This is a genomic window from Adlercreutzia sp. DFI.6.23, from assembly GCF_024462535.1.
Classification (GTDB): Bacteria; Actinomycetota; Coriobacteriia; order Coriobacteriales; family Eggerthellaceae; genus Adlercreutzia; species Adlercreutzia rubneri.
The window spans coordinates 92558-113315 of record NZ_JANGBP010000005.1 but is presented as its reverse complement, the minus strand read 5'-3'; the positions used below and the strand labels follow the sequence as shown (position 1 = coordinate 113315).

The following is a 20758-nucleotide window of genomic DNA, read 5'->3' as shown; positions in this document are numbered from 1 at the left end:
GAAGTTTCTCACGGACGCCCGACTAGGCGTTGCCGCCGGCCTTGCTGATGATCTCGTCCTGCACGGACTTGGGCACGGGCTCGTAGGAGTCCATCTGCATGGTGTACACGGCGCGGCCCTGCGTACCGGAACGCAGGTCGGTCGCGTAACCGAACATGTTGCCCAGCGGCACCTTGGCCTCGATGACCACGGCGCTGCCACGCTGCTCCTGGCCCTGGATGAGGCCACGACGGGACGGAATGTCACCCATGACGAAGCCGGTGTACTCCTCGGGCGTCTCAACCTCGACAGCCATGACGGGCTCCAGGATGACCGGGTTGGACTTGCGCAGGGCGTCCTTGATGGCCATGGAACCGGCCACCTTGAAGGCGGCCTCGGAGGAGTCCACGTCGTGGTAGGAACCGTCGATCAGCTCGACCTTCACGTCCTCGACCGGGTAGCCAGCCAGAACGCCGGAGTTCAGCGCCTCCTGGATGCCCTTGTCGATGGAGGGGATGTACTCCTTGGGCACCACGCCGCCGACGATCTTGTTGACGAACTCGTAGCCCTTGCCCGGCTCCTGAGGGTACATGTTGATGACGGCATGACCATACTGGCCGCGACCACCGGACTGACGCACGAACTTGCCCTCGGCATTCAGCACCTCGTGGCCCGGACGCTCGCGGTAGGCAACCTGGGGCTTACCCACGTTAGCTTCCACCTTAAACTCGCGCAGCAGGCGGTCGACGATGATCTCCAGGTGCAGCTCGCCCATGCCGGCGATGATGGTCTGGCCGGTCTCATGGTTGGTGGACACGCGGAAGGTCGGGTCCTCCTCGGCCAGCTTCTGCAGGGCGATGGCCATCTTGTCCTGCTCGGCCTTGGTCTTGGGCTCCACGGCGATGTCGATAACCGGATCGGCGAACTCCATGGACTCCAGGATGACGGGAGCGTCCTCGGCGCACAGGGAGTCACCGGTGGAGGTGTCTTTCAGACCCACAACAGCAACGATGTCGCCAGCGGACACGGCGTCGATGTCGACGCGCTGGTTGGAGTGCATCTGCAGCAGACGGCCGATGCGCTCCTTCTTGCCCTTCGTGGCGTTCAGCACGTAGCTGCCGGCGTCCAGATGGCCGGAGTACACACGCAGGTAGGTGAGCTTGCCCACGTAGGGGTCGGTCATGATCTTGAAGGCCAGCGAAGCGAACGGAGCCTTCGGATCGGCCGGACGCTCCTCTTCCTCGCCGGTGTCAGGGTTGGTACCCTTGATCGGCGGGATGTCCACCGGGGAGGGCATGTAGTCGACCACGGCGTCCAGCAGCTCCTGCACACCCTTGTTCTTGTAGGCGGAGCCCACGAACACGGGGTTGATCTGGCAGGCGATAACACCCTTGCGGATGGCGGCCTTCAGCTCGTCGACGGAGATCTCCTCCTCCATGAGGACCTTCTCCATCAGCTCGTCGTCGCAGTCGGCGGCGGCCTCAAGCAGCTCCTGGTGGTACAGCTCGGCATCTTCCTTGAACTCGGCCGGGATCTCGGCCATGGGCTCGGGGTAAGTCATGCCCTTGTCGTCGGCTTTGAAGTCCCAAGCGGTCATGGTCACCAGGTCAACGATACCCCAGAAGTTATCCTCGGCACCCATGGGAATCTGGGCGGCCACGGCCTTCGCATCCAGACGGTCGCGCATGGTCTGGATGGCATGGAAGAAGTCGGCACCCACGCGGTCGTACTTGTTGATGAAGGCGATGCGGGGCACGCCGTAACGCTCGGCCTGGCGCCACACCGTCTCGGACTGCGGCTGCACGCCGGCAACGGCATCGAATACGGCGACGGTGCCGTCGAGCACGCGCAGGGAGCGCTCTACCTCGGCCGTGAAGTCCACGTGGCCGGGGGTGTCGATGATCTGGAAGCGGTATTCCTTGCCGTCGGATGCGCCGCCGGGGTACTTCCAAAAGCAGGTGGTGGCTGCGGCGGTGATGGTCACGCCGCGCTCCTGCTCCTGGACCATCCAGTCCATGGTGGCAGCGCCGTCGTGCACCTCGCCGATCTTATGAGTCTTGCCCGTGTAGTAGAGGATGCGTTCGGTCGTGGTGGTCTTGCCTGCATCGATGTGGGCCATGATGCCGATGTTGCGCGTATCCTTCAGATCGATTTTAGCCATGTATCTTCACCAGCCCTAGAAGCGATAGTGCGAGAACGCACGGTTAGCCTCGGCCATCTTGTACATGTCCTCGCGCTTCTTCACAGCGGCGCCCGTGTTGTTGGAGGCGTCGATGATCTCGTTGGCGAGACGCTCGCGCATGGTGTGCTCCTTGCGCTTGCGGGAGAAGTCGACGATCCAGCGGATCGCCAATGTGGTGGCACGACGGGAGTTGACTTCCATCGGCACCTGGTAAGTGGCGCCGCCCACGCGCTTCGGCTTGCACTCGAGGGTGGGGCGGACGTTGTCCATGGCCTTCTTGAACACGGTCAGCGGATCCTCGCCGGTCTTCTCCTGGACCAGGTCGAAGGCGCCGTAGACGATGTTCTCGGCGATGGACTTCTTGCCGTCAAGCAGAACCTTGTTGATGAGCTGCGTGACGAGACGGTTGTTGAACTTTGCGTCCGGCTGCGTTTCGCGGCGGACTGCTGCTGCACGACGCGGCATGTAGTTACTCCTTTTGCTTCTGCGCGCTTCGGGGCACCGGTTCGGCGTCCATTAGGTCGGTGGGGCTCCTTACCCAGACTCTACCGGCCCGCGCGGCTTAACGAACGTTATTTCGGGCGCTTGGCGCCGTAGCGGCTGCGGGCCTGCTTGCGGTTGTCCACCGCAGCGCAGTCGAGCGCCGCGCGGATGACCTTGTAACGGACACCGGGAAGGTCCTTTACACGGCCGCCGCGGATGAGCACCATGGAGTGCTCCTGGAGGTTGTGGCCCTCGCCGGGAATGTAGGCCGTGACCTCCATACCGTTGACGAGACGCACACGGCAGACCTTGCGAAGAGCGGAGTTCGGCTTCTTGGGGGTCGTGGTGTACACGCGGGTGCACACGCCGCGCTTCTGCGGGTTGCCCTTGAGCGCCGGGGTCTTCGACTTGTCGACCGTCTTCTTGCGGCCCTTGCGGACCAGCTGGTTAATTGTAGGCAAGACTCTTTTCCTTTCCTTTTTCCACGGGCTTGCACTGCACAAAACAAGCGCCTCTGTGAGGCGCGAGGGGGTATATTACGAGGGTTTCCGCTGTGTGTCAAACGCCACGCACCCGGGCGTATCCATCCCCTCCGGCGAGCGGCACAATTTGTCCATAATCGCAGGAAGTGCAGGCAAGGAAGCCCCACGCACTTCCGACCGACAAGGACTGGCACGCTTTCTCGTAGAGGCCGACGAGGACTGACGCGCTTTTCCCGTAGGGGCCGACCTTGGTCGGCCCTCCCGACCGATGAAGGCCAGCGCCCTCGGTCATCTAAACCAACTTCAATCGTCATCTATCCCATCATCTCCGAAGCCGGAGACGAGATCGATGAGCTCGGCCTTGGAATGGACATCGAGCTTCTGATAAATGTGCCGACGATGAGTAATGGCGGTTCCCTCGGCAATGAAAAGCACCTCCTGAACGCGACCCAGCCCATGCCCGCGCGCCAGAATGCCCAGAACCTCTGCCTCTCGCTCAGTCAGCGCGTAGACCTCAGCCACGGCCGCGACCCGCTCATCGAAAGGCGTACCGCCGTCAGCAGACTCCGCCTCTTTGCCCCCTGCGGCAGTTACGGCCCTCTTGTAGGCCCGTGCCAAACTTCCGCGCGTCAACACCACATCCGACGCGATAACAGCAAGCACCATGGCCGCGATGGCCGTCACGCTCACGTGGCCCTGGAGATCGAGGCTCTCCATCATAAGCGCCAAACTCGACCCCAAAGCCGCGCCCAGGGCAAGCGCGCCCAGAGCCACACCCCACACGATAGCAAAAGGTACGCGAATCTGCCCGGCCGCCTCCGCCGCGACTCCCACCACCAAGGAAAGGTACACCCACAGAGCCACCGCCGAGGCCCCCATGGCAAAGCGCAGGGAGAACTCGCTTCCGGCATCGAAGGGGTAAAAAGCCACAAGTATCGGTATGGCCGCAAAGCGCAGAAGGAGCAGCCAGCTGAATCCCTGTTTGAGCAGCGCCTTTGCCACAACCTCGACCACGAGGGAGATAACGACGCCCGAAAGGCTCAAAAGCCACGTCCACGACAGGGCGTGACCGTGACGCGCAATGAGAAACTGCGTGATCATCAGGGCGAAGACAAGGCCGAACAGGCCATAGGACGCGATAATGCGAACAAAAGCCCCCTGCAGATGCGTCACTGGCGAAGAGGTTTTAGCAGGAGCCTCACCGCGAGACGCCGACACCATGAACAAGGCGCTGGACACCGCCGAGAACACGGCGACCACTGCAAGCAGCAACCAGTGGATGCCTATGGACTGAGCGAAGGCCGCCAGCAGGCAGGCAGCGAGTACGACGAGAAACGAAACCCGGGAGCGCGCCGGAGCATCCAGCCGTCCAAAGCGTTCGCTCCATACCATGGTGAGCAAACCGCCGCCCAAGCCGAGCAGCGCGCCGGACACGACGCGTAGAACCGCAACTGCCACAGAGGCGCCCCGTTCGGGAACGAGCAGAAGCGCTGCGCCGGCGATGGCAGCCAACGCGCCCGCAAACGCCCCGAAGACGCCTCGAGACCATTCGTCCCTCCAACGCGCGAAAGACGCTGCGCACGCCGTCGTCCCCAAAACAACAAGATAAGAAAAGAGAAGGGGGTTCAGCCCCGACAGCGCCAGATCGCCCCCGCGATACATATCGGCTACCACGCCGACAATGGGAAGCCACGTTTGGGCGCCAATATACCCGAGAACCACCAAAAGCCCGCTCTTCTCGGAAGCCCCTCCTAGCCCCCGAGACGGTAGCGCGCCATCGTCCTTCGTAATTCCTACCATCGCCGACCCTCCCGTATCGATGTGCGGTCAAGGGCAGTATAGCAAGGGCAAGGCCGAGAACCACCCACAATCTGTCCTTCGTCATCCCTTATCCCACCTGGTCTTTCATCCTTTTCAGATGATGGCTTGGCAGCAAAATAATCTGTCTCCTCCCGCGAAGCATCGGCTTTGGATGATGGCATTTCGGCGACGAGGACGCACAATGCCGCCCATCGAATTCAATCCGGCGGGACGACGAGAGAGCCGCCGGAGCCACTTGGAAGGAGAGGAGCATGGCTCACGTATCCCTGCGCAAGATCGTTCTTGCCTCCGCTGTCGCGGGTGTCATCGCACTTATGTCCCTGGGCACTGTCGGCTGCGCCCCGAAAACGGCAGATCTCAGCGAAACGGGCAGCGGCTCACAGGCTGAAGCCGACGAGAACGCCGCAATGACAGGGGACTTCGCGTTCTCCGCAGATGCCGACTGCACCACCTGCCACAGCACCGAGGGCGACTCGCTCGGCGACGCGACGATGCCCGCATCTAACCATGCGACGCAGGAGTGCACCACCTGCCATAGCGACATCGACAGCCTGGCGACCGCCCACGATGGCGTGCAGTTCGGCGACAAGACGCCCAAACGGCTGAAAAAGACCACCATCGATACCACCGCCTGCTTCAGCAGCGGTTGCCACGGCAGCCAGGAGGACCTGGCCGCCAAGACTGAAGCCTGCGCCATCCTCACCGACGCCAACGGCACGGTAGTGAACCCCCACGCCCTGCCCGAGAACGAAGATCATACGACCATCGACTGCGGCAGCTGTCACAGCATGCATTCCGACGACACCATCGAGGACACGGCAAAGAAGGCATGCAAGGGCTGCCACCACATGGACGTCTACGAGTGCAACACCTGCCACGAGTAAGGCCCGGCGCATTTAATTGACTCCGGTTCCGCCCGGACCCCGTCAATCCCTCCCCCTACGGGGCCCGAGTGCGGCCATTCCCATCTCAGCATCATCCGCACTCCGGCGGATGACATAGCAAGCCTTATTAAGGAGGAAAACATGGAGGAAGTATCTCGCCGCTCTTTTTTGAAGGGCTCCGCCCTGGCTGCCGCCGGCGCTGCCGGCGCCGCCGCCCTGGCCGGGTGCGCCAACAACGACGCTGCGCTCTCTGAGACTGGCAGCACCCCCGAGTGGATGCCCGAGACCTGGGACTACGAGACCGACGTTTTGGTGATCGGCTACGGCGGAGCGGGCCTGTGGGCCGGCATCACCGCCTTCGACGAGGGCGCTCAAGTGCTCTATCTGGAGAAATCGCCGTTCCGCGGAGGCGGGTCCTCGTCTATCAACATGGGTCAGTGGACTGCCCCCCACGATGCCGACGCGGCCGCTCAGTTTGCTTTCGAGGCCTTCCATGGGCAGACACCTATGGAGGTCTGCCAGGCCTGGGCCGAGGAAGCCGTGCAAAACCCCGACTACGCCGACGAGTACGGCCTCGAGTACACCCTGGGCGATAGCCCCCGTGCCGAGTACAACATCTTCACTGGCTACGAGGAGATGTACGTCGGTTCCGGCGACGGCTACGGCGCGGGCTTCTTCGAGGCCATGGACCAACATCGCGCCGACCGCGGCATCGAGGTGCTGTTCGAATGCCACGACGAGGAGCTCATCCAGAACCCCGTCACCAAGGAGATCGTCGGCTGCTACACCCTCATGGGAACCGACGAGACCCCCAAGGCCGTGAAGGCCTCCAAGGGCGTCATCCTGTGCACTGGCGGCTTCGAATTCAACGAGGAGCTGCAGGCCAAGTATCTGAAGTGCTACCCGATGCGCGGCTTCTACGGCTGGAAGTACAACACCGGCGACGGCATCACCATGGCCCAGAAGGTGGGTGCCGACCTGTGGCACATGCAGCAGGTCTGTGGCGGCGACGACGCCTGGTTCGACGATCCGGAGATCGTGCCCGGGGGCGTTTCCGTGCAGAGCCCCACGCCCAATTACATCAAAGTATCTCGCCTAGGCGAACGCTGGGGTAACGAGGAAATCTTCAGCCCCCATGGTGGCTGGAAGCCCTACGCCAATTTCGATGAGGAGATCTGCGATTTCGACCGTATCCCCTCTTGGTACATCTTCGATCAGACCTCCTTCGACGGCGGCTCCTGGGGCGGCATGGTCGGCGGCGCGGCCACCGAGAACGGTGGCATGGGCATCGGCTACATGACCGAGGGTCTCGATCCCGAACTCGGTGGCTGGGCCGGATGGTCTGCCGACAACAAATGGGAGCTCGAGCGTGGCTGGATTACCACCGGCGCCACCCTGGACGAGCTGGCCGCCAACATCGCCGCCAGCAAATGGGACGACAAGATGGACGCTGAGAAGCTGAAGGCCTCCGTTGCCCGCTGGAACGAGCTGTGCGACAAGGGCGCTGACGAGGACTTCGGCCGCCAGCAGCTGGCAAAGGTCGAGACCGGTCCGTTCTACGCCATTCCGCTGTACCCGGGCATCTGCAATACCATCGGCGGTGCTCGCCGCAACGAGAACGCCAACATCGTCGATCCGAGCGGCAACCCGATTCCGCGCCTGTACTCCGCCGGCTCGTTCGGCAACATGAATGGCCACACTTACGCCATCACCGGCGGCAATGGCTCCGAGAACTGGTGCGTCGGCCGTATCGCCGGCCGCAATGCCGCCGCCCTCGAACCCTGGGATGCCGCAACCGAGGCCTAGACCCGGCCTGGCGCCGATGAGCACAAGCGGGCCCGCTCTTGAAAAGCGGGCCCTTTTTCTAAACGAGAGAGGAAGGAGGGGCTCTGTGGCTCAACTCGAGTTTTCCGTTCCTTACAACGGAGACGCCGCCACGCTGCGGCAGCTGATCGCGCTTCAAAGACGCAACGGCAACGTTATTCGGGAGATCTACCTGAATGCGCCGCAAGCCATCACCGGTTCGGGCCGCGTTGGAAACGTGACGACCCTCGACGAGTTCGTCGGAGTGGTCAGCGTCATTCGCGAGGCGGGCATCCGCGTCGACATCACGATGAATTCCACGTGCGATGGCGGGGATTGGTACGCCGAGGAGACCCTCAATCGCCAAATCGGATTCATTCGCGATATGCACAAGCAACACGGCATTGAGGCAGTGACACTGGCCAACCCCTTCCTCATTGAACAAGCGCGCCAAACCTGTCCGAACCTTGAAATCAGCGCCTCAGTCCTCGCTGACATCGATTGCTTTTCCCGCGCCGAAGCCTTCGCACTGGCAGGTGCCACCACTATGACCGTGGACACGAGCATCAACCGCGACCTGAAGCTCTTGCGGCAAATCCGCGAGAAACTTGGCGTAGAGCTCAAACTCATGGTGAACGAGGGGTGCTTGAACAAATGCCCCTTCCGTAAATTCCACATGAACCTGATCTCGCACAAGTCCCAAGAGGCGCGCGACGAGGGAAACTCATTCTCCTTCGCTTGCGGCAGCATCATCGAGCGGGATGCTGGGCAAATCTTCAAGTCGAACTGGATTAGACCCGAGGATCTGCGGCGCTACGAAGACATCACGCGCTTCTTCAAGATCGTCGGCCGCGATATGATGCCGAGCAAGGTGCTTCGCTGCACGGAAGCCTACTTGGACGAGTCTTACGACGGTAACCTCTTCGATCTGCTGTGCAGCTCCATCGGCTATTACGGCATCGAATTCCGCGCGCACATCGACAACAAGGCACTTGGCAGGACGAATTTCTTCAAACGCACCTCCACTTGCAACAGACAATGCCAGCGCTGCGCCTACTGCGCCGAATTGGCCGACGAGCTTCTGGGCTATGGCTGGATCACCCGCGAGATGCTCGAGGATATGGGGCAGACGTCGATGATCGCCACCATCGAGGCGCAGTTTGGAGGTACCTACCCCATTTGCCGCTCCTTTTCCAAGACGCCCCTTGAAAACCCATTCCAATCTCTGTAAACGCGAGGAGGAACCCTATGTCTACCCAAGTCAGAACCTGGACCGAGCATTGCGGCGCCGAGGGCGAGCCCTCGCGCTGGGATCTGTCCATCAACGACCGCCCCGTGCCGGGCGGCTATATCGAGAAAACCGCCGAAGGGTTCGAGATCCATTATCCGCACCTTCCCCTCAAAACGCTCACCACCCTAGAGGAGGCAAAGCGCAGCCTGGAGCTGGCTCCACCGATTTCAACAGCTGGCCTGAAAGTGGGAAGGATGGCCGACGAGAACAGCGACCTCATCTCGTCTGCCGAAGCTGGCGAGATACTCGGCGTGAGTCGTTTTCGCGTGAACGCCATGGTGGCCTCGGGCGTGCTGCCCGGCCGCCGCAACAACGGCAAGATTCTCGTCGATCGCGCCGCTGCGGAGCAGAAGGCCGCCCAAAGCCTCTCCGAGGGACCTCAAGGGAAGTTCGCCAACCTTTTCCTGTTCTACGCGCCAGCAGGCGAACGCACGCAATATGTGGCTGAACTCGAAGCCGACGACGCCGACTCCATCGAACGCGCCCGCGCCTTCGCCCAAGAAGTCATGGAGGACGAGAGCGAAGACGCCGTAGAAGTGCGCGACTACCTGCGCATGCGCAACTTCTTGCGTCGCCACGAAAACGAATTTGAATTTGCTCGCAGCGTCTTTGGCGATCTCGTCGAAGAGCGAGCCCGACGCGCATCCCTACGCATACCGGAAACTGAAGCATAGCCTTTCACGCGATCTTGTCTTAGACGATACCAAACCTCGGATTTTGGCAGTCCACGGGTACCAAACCTCCAGTTTCGCCCGAAGCTCTGATCTGGGAAAACTTCCTATAATGCCTGGTAGATGGCTTGTCGCAGTTCAGCCAAAACGGGCGGTTTGGTTCCCTGCGCCTGGCAAAACAGGCGGTCTGGTACCCGCATCTGCCAAAATCCGAGCCTTGTCCCCGCAGGTGCCGGGACAAGGCTCTCCCTGCCGGAAAAGGCCGTGCAAGGGGGGGCGATCAAGGTCGCCCCCCCCCCACGGGATCGCTCCTGAAGCTACCCCGCGTACTCGGCGATGATGGCCTCGACGTAGCGGGCCATGTTCTGGAGGTCGGCTACCTCTATATACTCGTCGACGGAATGGAAGTTGGTCATACCGATGCCGAGCGTGATGGCGTCGGCGCCCTTCGTACCGAGAATGTTCGCGTCGGCCCCGCCGCCGGAGGTGGCGTGGCGGGACTCAAGGCCGCAAGTGGCCGCAGCGGCCTCCAAATGCGCGACGATGGCGTCGCCGGGCTCGTGCACGACAGCCGGGTAGTCCAGCTCCCAGGCCACTTCCACCTGGCCGCCGAAGCGAGCAGCGGCTTCTTCCAAGGCGCGGGTCATGGCGTCGCGCTGGGCGAGCACGCGATCCTCGTACAGCGAACGGCACTCCCCCATGAGCGTCACGACGGCGGGCACGATGTTCACGGCCACGCCGCCCTCGATGCGGCCGACGTTGGCCGTGGTGCACTCGTCGATGCGCCCAAGCGGCATGGCGGCCACGGCGGCTGCGGCGATCTGAATGGCGGAGACGCCCTCCTCCGGTTCCACGCCGGCATGGGCGGCACGGCCCTCAATGCGAGCGCGCAGCGTCCAATGATAGGGCGCTCCCATGATGATGGTGCCCGGCGCCCCGTCCGCATCGAGCACGAACAGCGGGAAACGTCCGTCGCGCTCGGCTTCCGGGGTAGCCGCCGGCAGATTCTCCGGCCACGCGAGCGCATCGTCGGCCAGGGCACCGGCCCCTAGCAGGCTCTGCTCCTCACAGGTGGTGAGCAGCACCGTGATGTCGGGCCGGGGCGTGCCGGATTCCAGCACCGAGCGCAGCCCCTCGAAAATGGCGGCGATGCCGGCCTTATCATCGGCTGAGAGAATCGTCTCCCCCGCCGAGCAGACAACCTCGGCCATGCGGCAGGTGACGTCGTCGCAGATATGGCGCTGCTCGATGACCGCCTCGATGCCCGCGCAGGGCTTCACCGTGTCCAGATGCGCCGAGAACCCGATGCGCCCCGGCACCGTGCCGGGCAAATGCGCGATGAGGTTGCCCGTATCCGACCCCGTTTCCGCCGCAGAAGCGTCGAAGGTGACCGTGAATCCCATCTCCGCCAGTTTTTCTGCACAATAAGCTGCCATGGGAACCTCGTGCCATGACGGGCTCTCGATGGCCACCATTTCCAAAAACGATTCAAGCACGCGATCGGGGTTCATAAGGGTCCTTCTTTCCAAAATTCCTAAATTTTTTGTCGCAGGGATGCGCCCAAGGAAAACAGCGAGGGTCCGACAGGTGCCTGGATTTGCCCCGCCTTTTGCCCAAGCGGCCTTCGTGCCGCGCCGTGGCAAAAACAAGGGGCAAGGCCAGGTGCCTGTCGGACCCGCAGCGTCGCGTAATAATTCCTCAAGGAATTATTACGAGGCAAGAATGGGGGCCGCCACCTGCTTCTTGCGGGACAGCACGCCGGGCATCCAGTTGCCGCCCTCGCAGCACTCGATCTCGAAGACGCGGTTCACACGGGCCGGATCGCCCTCCACGATGAACTGCGAGCCCTCGGCCAGAATATCGGTGACGAGCAGCAGGGCGAACTCGTAGCCGTTGTCTTCCACGAGCTTCTTCATGTGATCGCGAATCTCCGCCTCGCGGGCCATCACAGTCGGCAGGTCTACCGTCTCGCGCTGGGCGATGAGTACCGTCACGTCGTCGTTGACCTTGAACTCCTTGGAATCGGCCTCGACCAACTTGGCGATGGGCATTTTGTCCTCGCCGCCGCGGGTGCGGAAGATGTCCATGCCGTACTCCACCGCGTCGATGCCGAGCTTGTCGGCGAGGAAGTTCACCTGGTCGACGTCCACCTGGGTGCAGGTGGGAGACTTCATGATGACCGTGTCGGTGAGGATGGCCGACAGAAGCACGCGGGCGATGGAATCGGGAAGCTCGATGCCGGTCTGGCGGAACTGAAGCGTGACGATGGTGGCCGTGGAGCCGATGGGGAGGTTCAAAAAGAGGATGGGGTTGGCCGTGGAAACATCGGCGATGCGATGGTGGTCGATGATCTCGACGACATCGGCGTTCTCGATACCCGGGGCCGCCTGGCCGATCTCGTTGTGATCCACGAGAATGACCTTCTGCTTGACCTCCTCGCCATCGCGCTCGACAGGGTTCACGTTTTCGATGAGCACCGGCTCGGCGATGTCGTTCTGCTCCAGAATCCAGGCGCTTTCCACCGGCAGCGGCCCCAGACGGGCGGGCACGTACTCGACGGCGTCGGCCTCGCCGTCGCGGGCGGCCAGCGCATTCTTCAGATGCGCGTAGCCCACGGCTGCGGCGATGGAGTCGTTGTCGGGGTTGCGATGGCCCACGACGAGGATTTTGGAAGACATGAAGGTTCCCCTTTCTCACCAACTTACGGTTTTGAGGCAGTATAGCGCCTCTGCGCCCGTTAGGCGATGGGCTATGATAGGCTTCTTCGATGAAATGAAGCCCTGAACTGCTCTGCGGATGAGAAACGCGAAAGGAGCTCTTGTGAAAACCTATGGTCTGAGGGACATTATCGGCCCCATCATGGTGGGACCGTCCAGCTCGCATACGGCGGGGGCTTTGGCCCTCGCCTCCATGGCGCGGAAGCTCTTCGGCGAGCAGCCCGAACGCGCCGTCTTCACCCTGTACGGCTCCTTCGCCGCCACCGGATCCGGCCACGGCACCGACAAGGCGCTGGTGGCCGGCATCCTGGAGCTTGCGACCGACGACCCGCGCGTGGCCGACGCCTTCGCCCTGGCGAAGGCAGCCGGCGTGCAGGTGGACATCGTCTGGGACACGACCACCGAGGTGGCGCACCCCAACACCGTGGACATCCGCTGCGAGAGCCGCGAGGGGCGCACCCTGGAGATGCGGGGCGTCTCCATCGGGGGCGGCGCGGCGGTCATTCGGCGCATCAACGGCATCGACGTGGACATCACCGGGGAACGCACGAGCGTGGTCGTGCACCAGCGCGATGAGCGCGGGGTGCTCGCCCACATCGCCGGCGTGCTGGCCGACTGCGGCATCAACATCGCCAACGCGAACCTGCACCGCACGGCCAAGCGCGGCGACGCCTACACCGTCCTTGAGACCGATAGCGCCGTGGATGCGAGCGTGCGCGAGCTTCTGATGGACCACCCGGACATCATCAACGCGCGCGTCGTACCCGCCACCTGCGCCGGCGACGGCGAGGAGGTGCCCGTGCCCGAGGATGCCGAGGAGCGGTTCGCCCGCTGGGACTACGCATCCGGCGAGGAGCTTCTGGCGCTGTGCGAGCGCGAGCACGTCACCATCGCCCAAGCCTTCCGCGCCCGCGAGGAGGCGCTGTGCGCCAAGCAGGGCACCGAGGCCGGCATCGACGCCTATCTCGATCGCGTTCTGGAAGTGATGGGCAACGCCGCCACCGAGCCCTTGGGCAACCCGCAGCCCTCCGTGGGCGGCCTCATCGGCGGCGAGGCGGCGAAACTGCGGGCGGCCTTGGAAGATGCCGATCCCCGGCACCGCTTGGTAGATCCCCTGGCGGCCCGGGCGGCCCAGTACGCCCTGGCGACCCTGGAGACCAACGGGCGCATGGGCGTCATCGTGGCCACCCCCACCGCGGGCTCGGCCGGCGTGCTCCCCGGCGTGCTTCTGGCCCTGCGCGACGAGCGCGGCTTCTCCCACGACCAGCTGCGCGAGGGCATCCTCACCGCCGCGGGCCTGGGCTACCTCATCGCCCGCAACGCCAGCGTGTCCGGCGCCGAGGGCGGCTGCCAGGCCGAGGTGGGAAGCGCGGCCGCCATGGCGGCTGCGGCGGCCGTCACGCTTGCCGGCGGTGCCCCCGACCGCTGCCTGGCCGCCGGCGCGAATGTAATGATGTCGTTGCTCGGCCTGGTATGCGACCCGGTAGGCGGCCTTGTGGAAGTGCCCTGCCAGAAGCGCAACGCCACGGCGGCCTCCGTCGCCTTCGTCAGCGCCCAGATCGCCCTTTCCGGCGTCCAGAACCTCATCAGCTTCGACGAGGCCGTGGCCGTCATGGACGAAGTGGGCCGGGGCCTTCCCCCCGAACTGCGCGAGACGGCCCTCGGCGGCATCGCCAAGGCCCCGTCCGCCTGCGCCTTCTGCGCGGGGTGCTAGGGTAACGCGACAGACGCTTCCAGCACGGCGGCCCAGATCGACGCGATCCGGGCCGCCGTCTTCTTGGCAGGGCGCCTACCCGATCTTCACGATGGGGGCGTAGTCTTTCAGCAGCTTCTTAGTCTGGCCGGTCTTGGCGAACTTGACGTGCAGGGTGTCGCCGTCGACCTTCACCACGGTACCGCGACCGAAGGTCTTGTGGTCGACGGCATCTCCCGCAGCGAACGTCGCCTGCGCGGCGGCCTTCTTGCCCGCATTCGGGTTCACCCCCGCGCCAATGCGGCCCGAGCCCGAGCCCAAACCGCCGCGGGATGCGCCGCCGACGCTGCCGGCCGCACGCCCCGTACCCGTGGCCGCGCGGTACTCGGCGAACGAGCGCCCCTGCGCCCCCGAGGCGCTCGAGCGCCCGAACACGCGGCCCTCCCCCGCCTCGGTGCCCGAACCGGCGATGCCCCGACGGCTCCCGCGCTTCTCCCAACCGGTCCCGGAAAAGCCCGCCGAGCCCAACCCGCTCGTCTGACGCAGCTCGCTGGGGATCTCGCCGATGAAACGCGAGACGGGGTTCGCGTGGGTCTGGCCGAAAATCTGCCGTTGCTGGGCGCAGGTAAGGCACAGGCGCTTGCGGGCGCGAGTGATGGCCACATAGGCGAGGCGCCGCTCTTCTTCCACGGCCGCCGCGTCGCCCACGGAGTTCATGTGGGGGAACAGGGTCTCCTCCATGCCGGCCACCCAGACGCAGTCGAATTCCAGGCCCTTGGACGAGTGCACGGTCATGAGGGTGACGGCCTGCCCGTCCTCGGTCACCGTGTCCAGATCGGTGCGCAGGCGCACCCATTCGATGAAATCGGCCAGCGAGTCGCCGCGCAGTACGCGCACGGGCTCGGCGGACTCGTCCTCGCCCACCGTCGGCGCGGCGAAGTCGGACTCCTCCGCATCGTGGGTCTGCACGAACTCGTCCACAACGCCCAGAAACTCCTGGATGTTCTCGACGCGCCCGCGCGCCTCGTCGGTGCCCTCGTCCTGCAGGGCGCGAATGAGGCCGGCCTTGTCGATGATCATCTCCACGACCTTGCGCAGATCGCCCCCGTAGGTGGCGCCGTCCTTGATGACCTGGATGAACTCCCCCACGGCATTGCGGGTAGAGGCGCGGATGTCCGGATCGACCACCGCCAGCTCGGCCGCTGTGAGAAACGGCATGTTCATCTCGCGGCCGTACTGGTCGATGCGCTCGATGGTGGTCTTGCCGATACCGCGGCGCGGCACGTTGACGACGCGCTTGGCCGCGATGTCGTCGGCCGGGTTCACCACCAGCGTGAGGTAGGCCATCACGTCGCGGATCTCGGCGCGATCGAAGAAGCGCGTGCCCCCGACGATGCGGTAGGGCACGCCGGCGCGCAACAGCATATCTTCGAGCATACGCGACTGGGCGTTGGTGCGGTAGAACACGGCCATGTTGTTGTAGGAAGTGCCCTCGGCCCGGCGCCGGTCGATCTCCCCGGCGATCCAGCGGCCCTCGTCGCGCTCGTCGGTGGCCAGATACACCGAGATCTTCTCCCCGTCGCCCGAGTCCGTGAACAGGCGCTTCTCCTTGCGATGCTGGTTGTTGGCGATGACAGCGTTGGCGGCGGCGAGGATATTGCCCACGCTGCGGTAGTTCTGCTCCAGCTTCACCACCTTGGCCTCGGGGTAGTCGCTTTCGAATTCCAAGATGTTACGCAGATCGGCGCCGCGCCAGGAGTAGATGGACTGGTCGTCGTCGCCCACCACCATGATGTTGCGGTTCTTGGCGGCGAGCAGCTGGGTGATGGCGTACTGGGCGCGGTTGGTGTCCTGGTACTCGTCCACCATGAGGTAGCGGAAGCGGTCCTGATAGGCCTCGCGCACGTCCGCGTGGTTCTTCAGCAGCAGGTAGCCGTACAAAAGAAGGTCGTCGAAGTCGAAGGCGTTGGCTGCGCGCAGGCGCTCCTGCAGCCGCTCGTACACGCGCTCGGCCACCTTCCCCACCGGGTCGTGCGCATCGAAGTTACCGGGGGTAACGAGGTCGTTCTTCGCCTGGGAGATGCGGTTCATCAGCTGGTTCACGGGAAAGCGCTTCGGGTCGATGTTCAGCTCGGCCATGATGTCCTTGTACAGCCGCTTCAAATCGTCCGTGTCGTAAATGGTGAAGTTCTTCGTGAAGCCCAGCCGCTCGGCGTCGGCCCGCAGCATGCGCACGCACATGGAGTGGAAGGTGGACACCCACATGCCTCGCGAGCGCGTGCCCACGAGCTGCGCCAGACGCTCGCGCATCTCGGCGGCCGCCTTGTTGGTGAAGGTGATGGCCAAGATCTCCCAGGGCGCGGCCAGGTCCTGATCGAGGATATTCGCGATGCGGTAGGTGAGCACGCGGGTCTTGCCGGAGCCGGCGCCAGCCAGCACCAGAAGCGGACCTTCGGTGGTGACGACCGCCTCGCGCTGGGGGCCGTTCAAGGTGTCGATGTCGATGGGCACGGTTGCATCCTTCGCCGTTGGGTGGAACGTTCGCGGAGTTCGCTGCCCGCGCGATGCCGAGGCGAGAACCCCGGCGGCGAGCATGAAAAGAGCCGCCCGAGAGCGGCTCCCCTATTCTATCCTGTGCGCGGCCTTCTGGCCCCAAAGGCCACGAAGGCTTCACCACCTGTTCGATAAACGAGCGTCCGGCAAGGCAAGCGCGGCGGCGAAGGCCCTAGGCGCCGGTGGAGTCCTGCACGGCCTCGGGGGCGTTCCCCGTGCCCTTTTCGCGAGATGCGGCGGCCTCGTTGGCAATGCCGGCGTCGCCGAACCAGGAATCGTACAGGGCGTCGTAGGAACCGTCGGCGCGCAGGGCGGTCAGGGCCTCATTCACCGCCGTAAGCAGCGCCTCGTTGCCGGCGGCCACTGCGAAGGCGTAGTCCTTGTCGGAGGCGACAAGCTCCACCGCCTGCAGGTGCGGCTCCTTCACCTGCACGTAACGACGGAAGCGCGGCTCGTCCACGATGGCGGCCTGGGCACGCTCGGAGTTCAGCTCCATAAGGGCGTCGATGCCGTCCTCGAAGGCAACCACCTCGGCCTCGGGCAGGTTTTCGGCCACCCAGGCGGCGATGGCCGCATCGTTCTGCACGGCCACCACGGTGCCCGCATCCTGGATGCTGGCCAGGTCGTCGTGGCCGGTGTCCATCTTCGTGACCACGGCGTAGTCGGCATGCAGGTAGGGCTCGGAAAGCGCCACGCCCTCGAGCGCGGCATCGGCGGGAATGGACGACGCGCCCAGGTCGGCCTCGCCCGCGGCCACCTTCGCGGCGACGTCCTCGGGGCGGCCGGGGGTGATGTTCTGGTCGGCGTCCTTGTGGTTCACGGCCTTGGCGAACTGCACGTCCAGCCCGGCGCGCTCGCCCACCAGCCGGAGCAGCTCCACGGTAAAGCCGATCTGGCTTGTGCTGGTTGCCTGCTCGTAGGGCTCGCTGTTGAGCGCCGAGGCCACCATAAGCACGCCAGCCTCGGCCGTGGGCGCGCCCTCGGTCGCCTTCTCGCCGCCGGTTTGCGCCGAGGAGGCCTCGTCGGACGAGCAGCCGGTGAGAGCGGACAGGCAGACGGCCAGCGCGACGGTGAAGGCCAGCGCGAGCACAGCGGCACCCGCAGCGCGAAGGGCCGCGCCGAGCGGCACGCGGCGGGTGCGGGCGGAGAGGGACAGATCGGTCATGGGGCTCCTCGCTTTCGGGACAGGGCTTTCTGCGAAGCGGCGCGCGACGGGAAGCGGCCGGGACGCAATGCTCGGCCGCTCTCTCGCGCGAGCGCGTGGCTTGTCGCTTCCTACCATAGCTGCCCCGAGGACGGGCTCATCATCCCTGAGCGGCCGGCGGCATCATCCCCCGAGGGCGAATTTCAACGAAAGTGAAGCAGTTTCCCCAACAATTCCCCACTGCTCGCCCGCGCCAGCGCCCTTCGCGGCCCCGCGCTCTACCATGAAAGCGAAAGGAACCGGCGTGGACAAGCGGGAAGGCGCCCGGAGCCGACGTCGCGCACCAACGCTTCCGCCCCATGCCATCGTTGAGAGAGGACCCGTTATGAGCGACCATAAAGCCCGGGAACTAGAGCACGATACGGCCCCCAAGCACCCCAAGGGACGTAAGGAGACCTTTGCCGAGCGCGACCCGCTGGCCGCAGAGGAGCCGACCGTGCTGGAATCGTCGGCCGACGATCCGGAGTTCCCCGCCATGCAGGAGTTCGAGGTAGACGAGGGCGGCCCCAAAGCGAACACGCGCAAGCATCCCGGGCTCATATGGGCGATCATCGCCATCGTGGCGGTCATCGCGCTCTGCATCGCTTTCGCCGCCGCCGGCGACTGGATGAACCCCACCCAGGCCGAGAAGGTGCAGCAGACCGAGTTCGAGGAGCAAACCGTCCCCGAGGATTTAGGGCCGAACGAGAACCCCGAGGCAGCCTAAATCGGGCGAGCACGCCCCCACCGCCGTCCGCCATATCGTGCGACGGCTACATCACCTGCGCGCCAAAGGGCAAAAGCGACAGCTTCGCCATCTTAAGACACTGGAGGCCAATGGGGATACCGATGACGGTGATGCAGTAGAGAACACCGAGCACCGCGTAGGAAACCGCCATGGGCAGGCCGGCCAAGATGAGCCAGAATATGTTGGCGATAAGCGACGGCGCACCGCCGCCGTAGACGATCGTCTTCCCGAAGGGCGCCAGCGTGAGCGATGCCATCTTAAAGCACTGCCGTCCGAGCGGAATGCCAATGATGGTGATGGAGAACACAATCCCCGCAAGACACCACCCAATCGCCGTGACCAGCCCGCCGAAGATGATCCAGATTATGTTCGCGATAATAGACATCAGGCGCGCGCTTCTACGCTGTCGTCTTCGACCAGCACTTGCGACAAAGACTCTAAAAGCTTGGCAGAATTCTCCTCATCACAAGGGAATAGGTAGAATCTGACACCCTGGCCATACTTTACATCTGCGTAGATGTCGGCATCTCCTCGCCCTTCTATATCATCGATGATCGAGCGTCCCATATTATCGGAATAGAACACACGAGCCTCGCGATATTCGGCAATATGCTTCCCGCTAAACTTTTCCCCATAGGTTATCGCGACGTAGCAGCCGGGGAAGCTGACAAACCGACCTGCGCTTACATCTCCGCAATCCCCAGAGTCGTGCTTCAGCGTCTTAGCGTCGATAACCACCGGAGCACACGCGAGCAATTCCTTCCGAGCCTCAACTTGTGCCATCTGCTGTTGCTTTCTCTCAGAGGCTGCTCGGCTTTTTTCCCTCATCTTATCCCTGCCGTCTCCGACAACTTCAACAACTTTGTCCTTCGCGGCGCCAGCTGCTCCAGCTGCAGCACGACCGGCCTTCTTTACGACTGGTGCCGCCGCCTTGGCGGCTGCAGGAGCAACCTGCGCAGCCACCGCAACCGCAGGAGCGGCCTTATGCACCACCTTTGCAGCAGCTTTGACCTTCGGATTCTGAATCTTACCCATCATTGCCGCCACAGCTGCTACTGCCTCTGCAACATCCTTCCCGTCCATACCGACCCCCATTCTCTCCACGGGTTTCTTGCCAAATGACGATATACGTTTTTCTCTGCTTGCCCGCAACTCCCACAAACTTCATATCTTTCCCAGAATACGCCCCAGACTCAAAACGCCGGCCGGTTGACAACCTCATCGACAATCTGGGGGACCAAGCAACCAGTTATACGATTGTAATCGTACTTGATTTTGGTGGTTCTTCCAACTTTGACCTCAATGACCCCTTTGCTAGGATTAATGCCGCATTTTGCAGTGATGATGGAATTCTCTCTGATTGAGAACTCAAGTACGCCATGTTTTTTAACCGTGCCCGCATGAACGCCATTAGCGTATATCTTGAGGGAGCCGCCTATGAGGTTCATTTGCGAGAGCCCGTAGACAATCACTGTCCCACTACCCTCATCGGCATCGCCCCCAAGCGGGCATCCGCATTTTACACAAGCGCAAGCCCTGTTGCTCACATCGGCGCCGCACTCGGGACATTTAATAAGCATGGCATACTCCAATCAAGCTCGATCGGTATATCCGAACCATCAGAAAAGAATGGGAGTGTCGCAGAAACGCAAACGCGACTCAAATCCATCCTATTCTAAAGAGTCGCGGAGTCCTCCGCATTAGCTGCCAGCTAAATGCTGCTTCCGTCCCTCGCGCATAATTGCGTCAGCGCGCACTGAACCTTCTGCATCTAGAGAGGCAGGAGAGACTACGGCGCTTCAAGGATACAAGAGATGCCTTTCGACGAGGAGTAGAGGACAGTGACAGCCTAGGCCACCACGACGAAAGACTCTTCCTCCATGACCACCTCGGTTGAGCGCTGCGCGTCCAGGCGGCGATTGCGGAAGTAGACGAGCCAGTTGGCGGCAATGCACACCACGTTGATGAAGTAGACGATCAGCACCCAGTTGAGGTTGCCGGAAACGAACTTGGCCGCGATACCGGCGAAGTAACCGGCAGTGATCAGCGCGATGAACTGCCAGCTGGTACCAACCGCTGTGCCGGCTCGATAGTTCTTGTACGCGTTCAACGGCCATGACAGACCGAAGCAGATGAGCATGATGGCCTCGAGTAGCTCCGCCATAAAATCGATCGCTTCCTTTGCAAATCGTCGTATGTTCCGTACGGTTGTCGATTCTAGAACACCCGGGCCGCACGTCAACCTCTTTAACGGCATGACGGCATCCG

At 63.3% G+C, this 20758-nt stretch carries 18 protein-coding genes; 6 read left to right on the top strand and 12 right to left on the bottom strand.

Features of this window, described 5'->3' with window-relative positions:
- Positions 1 to 22 precede the first annotated feature (22 nt).
- The 4 genes from fusA to NE591_RS06375 form a co-directional block, all read right to left on the bottom strand.
- The gene (gene fusA / locus NE591_RS06390; protein WP_256156485.1) at positions 23 to 2140 is read right to left on the bottom strand and encodes an elongation factor G; all 2118 of its coding nucleotides are present in this window, start codon (positions 2138 to 2140) and stop codon (positions 23 to 25) included.
- Between the two features lie 15 nt (positions 2141 to 2155).
- Positions 2156 to 2626, bottom strand: coding sequence for a 30S ribosomal protein S7 (gene rpsG, locus NE591_RS06385; protein WP_022740352.1), 471 nt, complete (start codon positions 2624 to 2626; stop codon positions 2156 to 2158).
- A gap of 107 nt (positions 2627 to 2733) precedes the next feature.
- A complete protein-coding gene (gene rpsL, locus NE591_RS06380; RefSeq protein ID WP_022740353.1) occupies positions 2734 to 3105 on the bottom strand; it encodes a 30S ribosomal protein S12 in 372 nt (123 codons plus the stop codon).
- Positions 3106 to 3429: 324 nt separating this feature from the next.
- Positions 3430 to 4926 (bottom strand): response regulator transcription factor, encoded by a 1497-nt coding sequence (locus tag NE591_RS06375; protein ID WP_223900934.1) that lies wholly within the window; start codon positions 4924 to 4926, stop codon positions 3430 to 3432.
- Between the two features lie 272 nt (positions 4927 to 5198).
- Between NE591_RS06375 and NE591_RS06370 the strand changes: the two genes are divergently transcribed.
- From NE591_RS06370 to NE591_RS06355, 4 genes are all read left to right on the top strand, one after another.
- Positions 5199 to 5831 (top strand): cytochrome c3 family protein, encoded by a 633-nt coding sequence (locus NE591_RS06370; protein WP_114539972.1) that lies wholly within the window; start codon positions 5199 to 5201, stop codon positions 5829 to 5831.
- A 141-nt stretch (positions 5832 to 5972) separates the two neighbouring features.
- A complete protein-coding gene (locus NE591_RS06365) occupies positions 5973 to 7637 on the top strand; it encodes an FAD-dependent oxidoreductase (protein WP_161127327.1) in 1665 nt (554 codons plus the stop codon).
- Between the two features lie 85 nt (positions 7638 to 7722).
- A complete protein-coding gene (locus NE591_RS06360; RefSeq protein ID WP_256156484.1) occupies positions 7723 to 8865 on the top strand; it encodes a U32 family peptidase in 1143 nt (380 codons plus the stop codon).
- Between the two features lie 104 nt (positions 8866 to 8969).
- A complete protein-coding gene (locus tag NE591_RS06355) occupies positions 8970 to 9599 on the top strand; it encodes a helix-turn-helix domain-containing protein (RefSeq protein WP_227070496.1) in 630 nt (209 codons plus the stop codon).
- Between the two features lie 314 nt (positions 9600 to 9913).
- On the opposite strand, the gene NE591_RS06350 is transcribed toward NE591_RS06355, so the two are convergent.
- Complete coding sequence (locus NE591_RS06350) at positions 9914 to 11107, bottom strand: M20/M25/M40 family metallo-hydrolase (RefSeq protein ID WP_227070497.1); 1194 nt, start codon at positions 11105 to 11107, stop codon at positions 9914 to 9916.
- Between the two features lie 198 nt (positions 11108 to 11305).
- Positions 11306 to 12274 (bottom strand): manganese-dependent inorganic pyrophosphatase, encoded by a 969-nt coding sequence (locus NE591_RS06345; protein WP_022740360.1) that lies wholly within the window; start codon positions 12272 to 12274, stop codon positions 11306 to 11308.
- A gap of 142 nt (positions 12275 to 12416) precedes the next feature.
- Here NE591_RS06345 and sdaAA point away from each other — a divergent pair, with 142 nt between their 5' ends.
- Positions 12417 to 14027, top strand: a complete 1611-nt coding sequence (sdaAA, locus tag NE591_RS06340) for an L-serine ammonia-lyase, iron-sulfur-dependent, subunit alpha (protein ID WP_114539977.1) — start codon at positions 12417 to 12419, stop codon at positions 14025 to 14027.
- Positions 14028 to 14102: 75 nt separating this feature from the next.
- Here the strand turns inward: sdaAA and NE591_RS06335 are convergent, their stop codons facing one another.
- Together NE591_RS06335 and NE591_RS06330 are read right to left on the bottom strand one after the other, a co-directional pair.
- On the bottom strand, positions 14103 to 16517 hold the full coding sequence (locus NE591_RS06335) for a UvrD-helicase domain-containing protein (RefSeq protein WP_256156482.1): 2415 nt from the start codon (positions 16515 to 16517) through the stop codon (positions 14103 to 14105).
- Between the two features lie 214 nt (positions 16518 to 16731).
- On the bottom strand, positions 16732 to 17724 hold the full coding sequence (locus NE591_RS06330) for an ABC transporter substrate-binding protein (protein ID WP_173112306.1): 993 nt from the start codon (positions 17722 to 17724) through the stop codon (positions 16732 to 16734).
- 364 nt (positions 17725 to 18088) lie between these two features.
- Here NE591_RS06330 and NE591_RS06325 point away from each other — a divergent pair, with 364 nt between their 5' ends.
- Positions 18089 to 18469 carry a hypothetical protein gene (locus tag NE591_RS06325; protein WP_114548616.1) on the top strand — a complete coding sequence of 127 codons (381 nt, stop codon included), beginning with the start codon at positions 18089 to 18091 and terminating at the stop codon, positions 18467 to 18469.
- A gap of 46 nt (positions 18470 to 18515) precedes the next feature.
- On the opposite strand, the gene NE591_RS06320 is transcribed toward NE591_RS06325, so the two are convergent.
- The 4 genes from NE591_RS06320 to NE591_RS06305 all read right to left on the bottom strand — a co-directional run bounded on the left by NE591_RS06320 (position 18516) and on the right by NE591_RS06305 (position 20654).
- Positions 18516 to 18875: a YccF domain-containing protein gene (locus NE591_RS06320; RefSeq protein WP_114548617.1), complete on the bottom strand. Its 360-nt coding sequence runs from the start codon at positions 18873 to 18875 to the stop codon at positions 18516 to 18518.
- Positions 18875 to 19573, bottom strand: a complete 699-nt coding sequence (locus tag NE591_RS06315; protein WP_147270644.1) for a hypothetical protein — start codon at positions 19571 to 19573, stop codon at positions 18875 to 18877. The genes NE591_RS06320 and NE591_RS06315 overlap by 1 nt, the downstream gene beginning before the upstream one ends.
- A 110-nt stretch (positions 19574 to 19683) precedes the next feature.
- On the bottom strand, positions 19684 to 20082 hold the full coding sequence (locus NE591_RS06310) for a hypothetical protein (protein ID WP_147270645.1): 399 nt from the start codon (positions 20080 to 20082) through the stop codon (positions 19684 to 19686).
- Between the two features lie 257 nt (positions 20083 to 20339).
- A complete protein-coding gene (locus tag NE591_RS06305; protein ID WP_114539982.1) occupies positions 20340 to 20654 on the bottom strand; it encodes a hypothetical protein in 315 nt (104 codons plus the stop codon).
- Between the last annotated feature and the right edge of the window lie 104 nt (positions 20655 to 20758).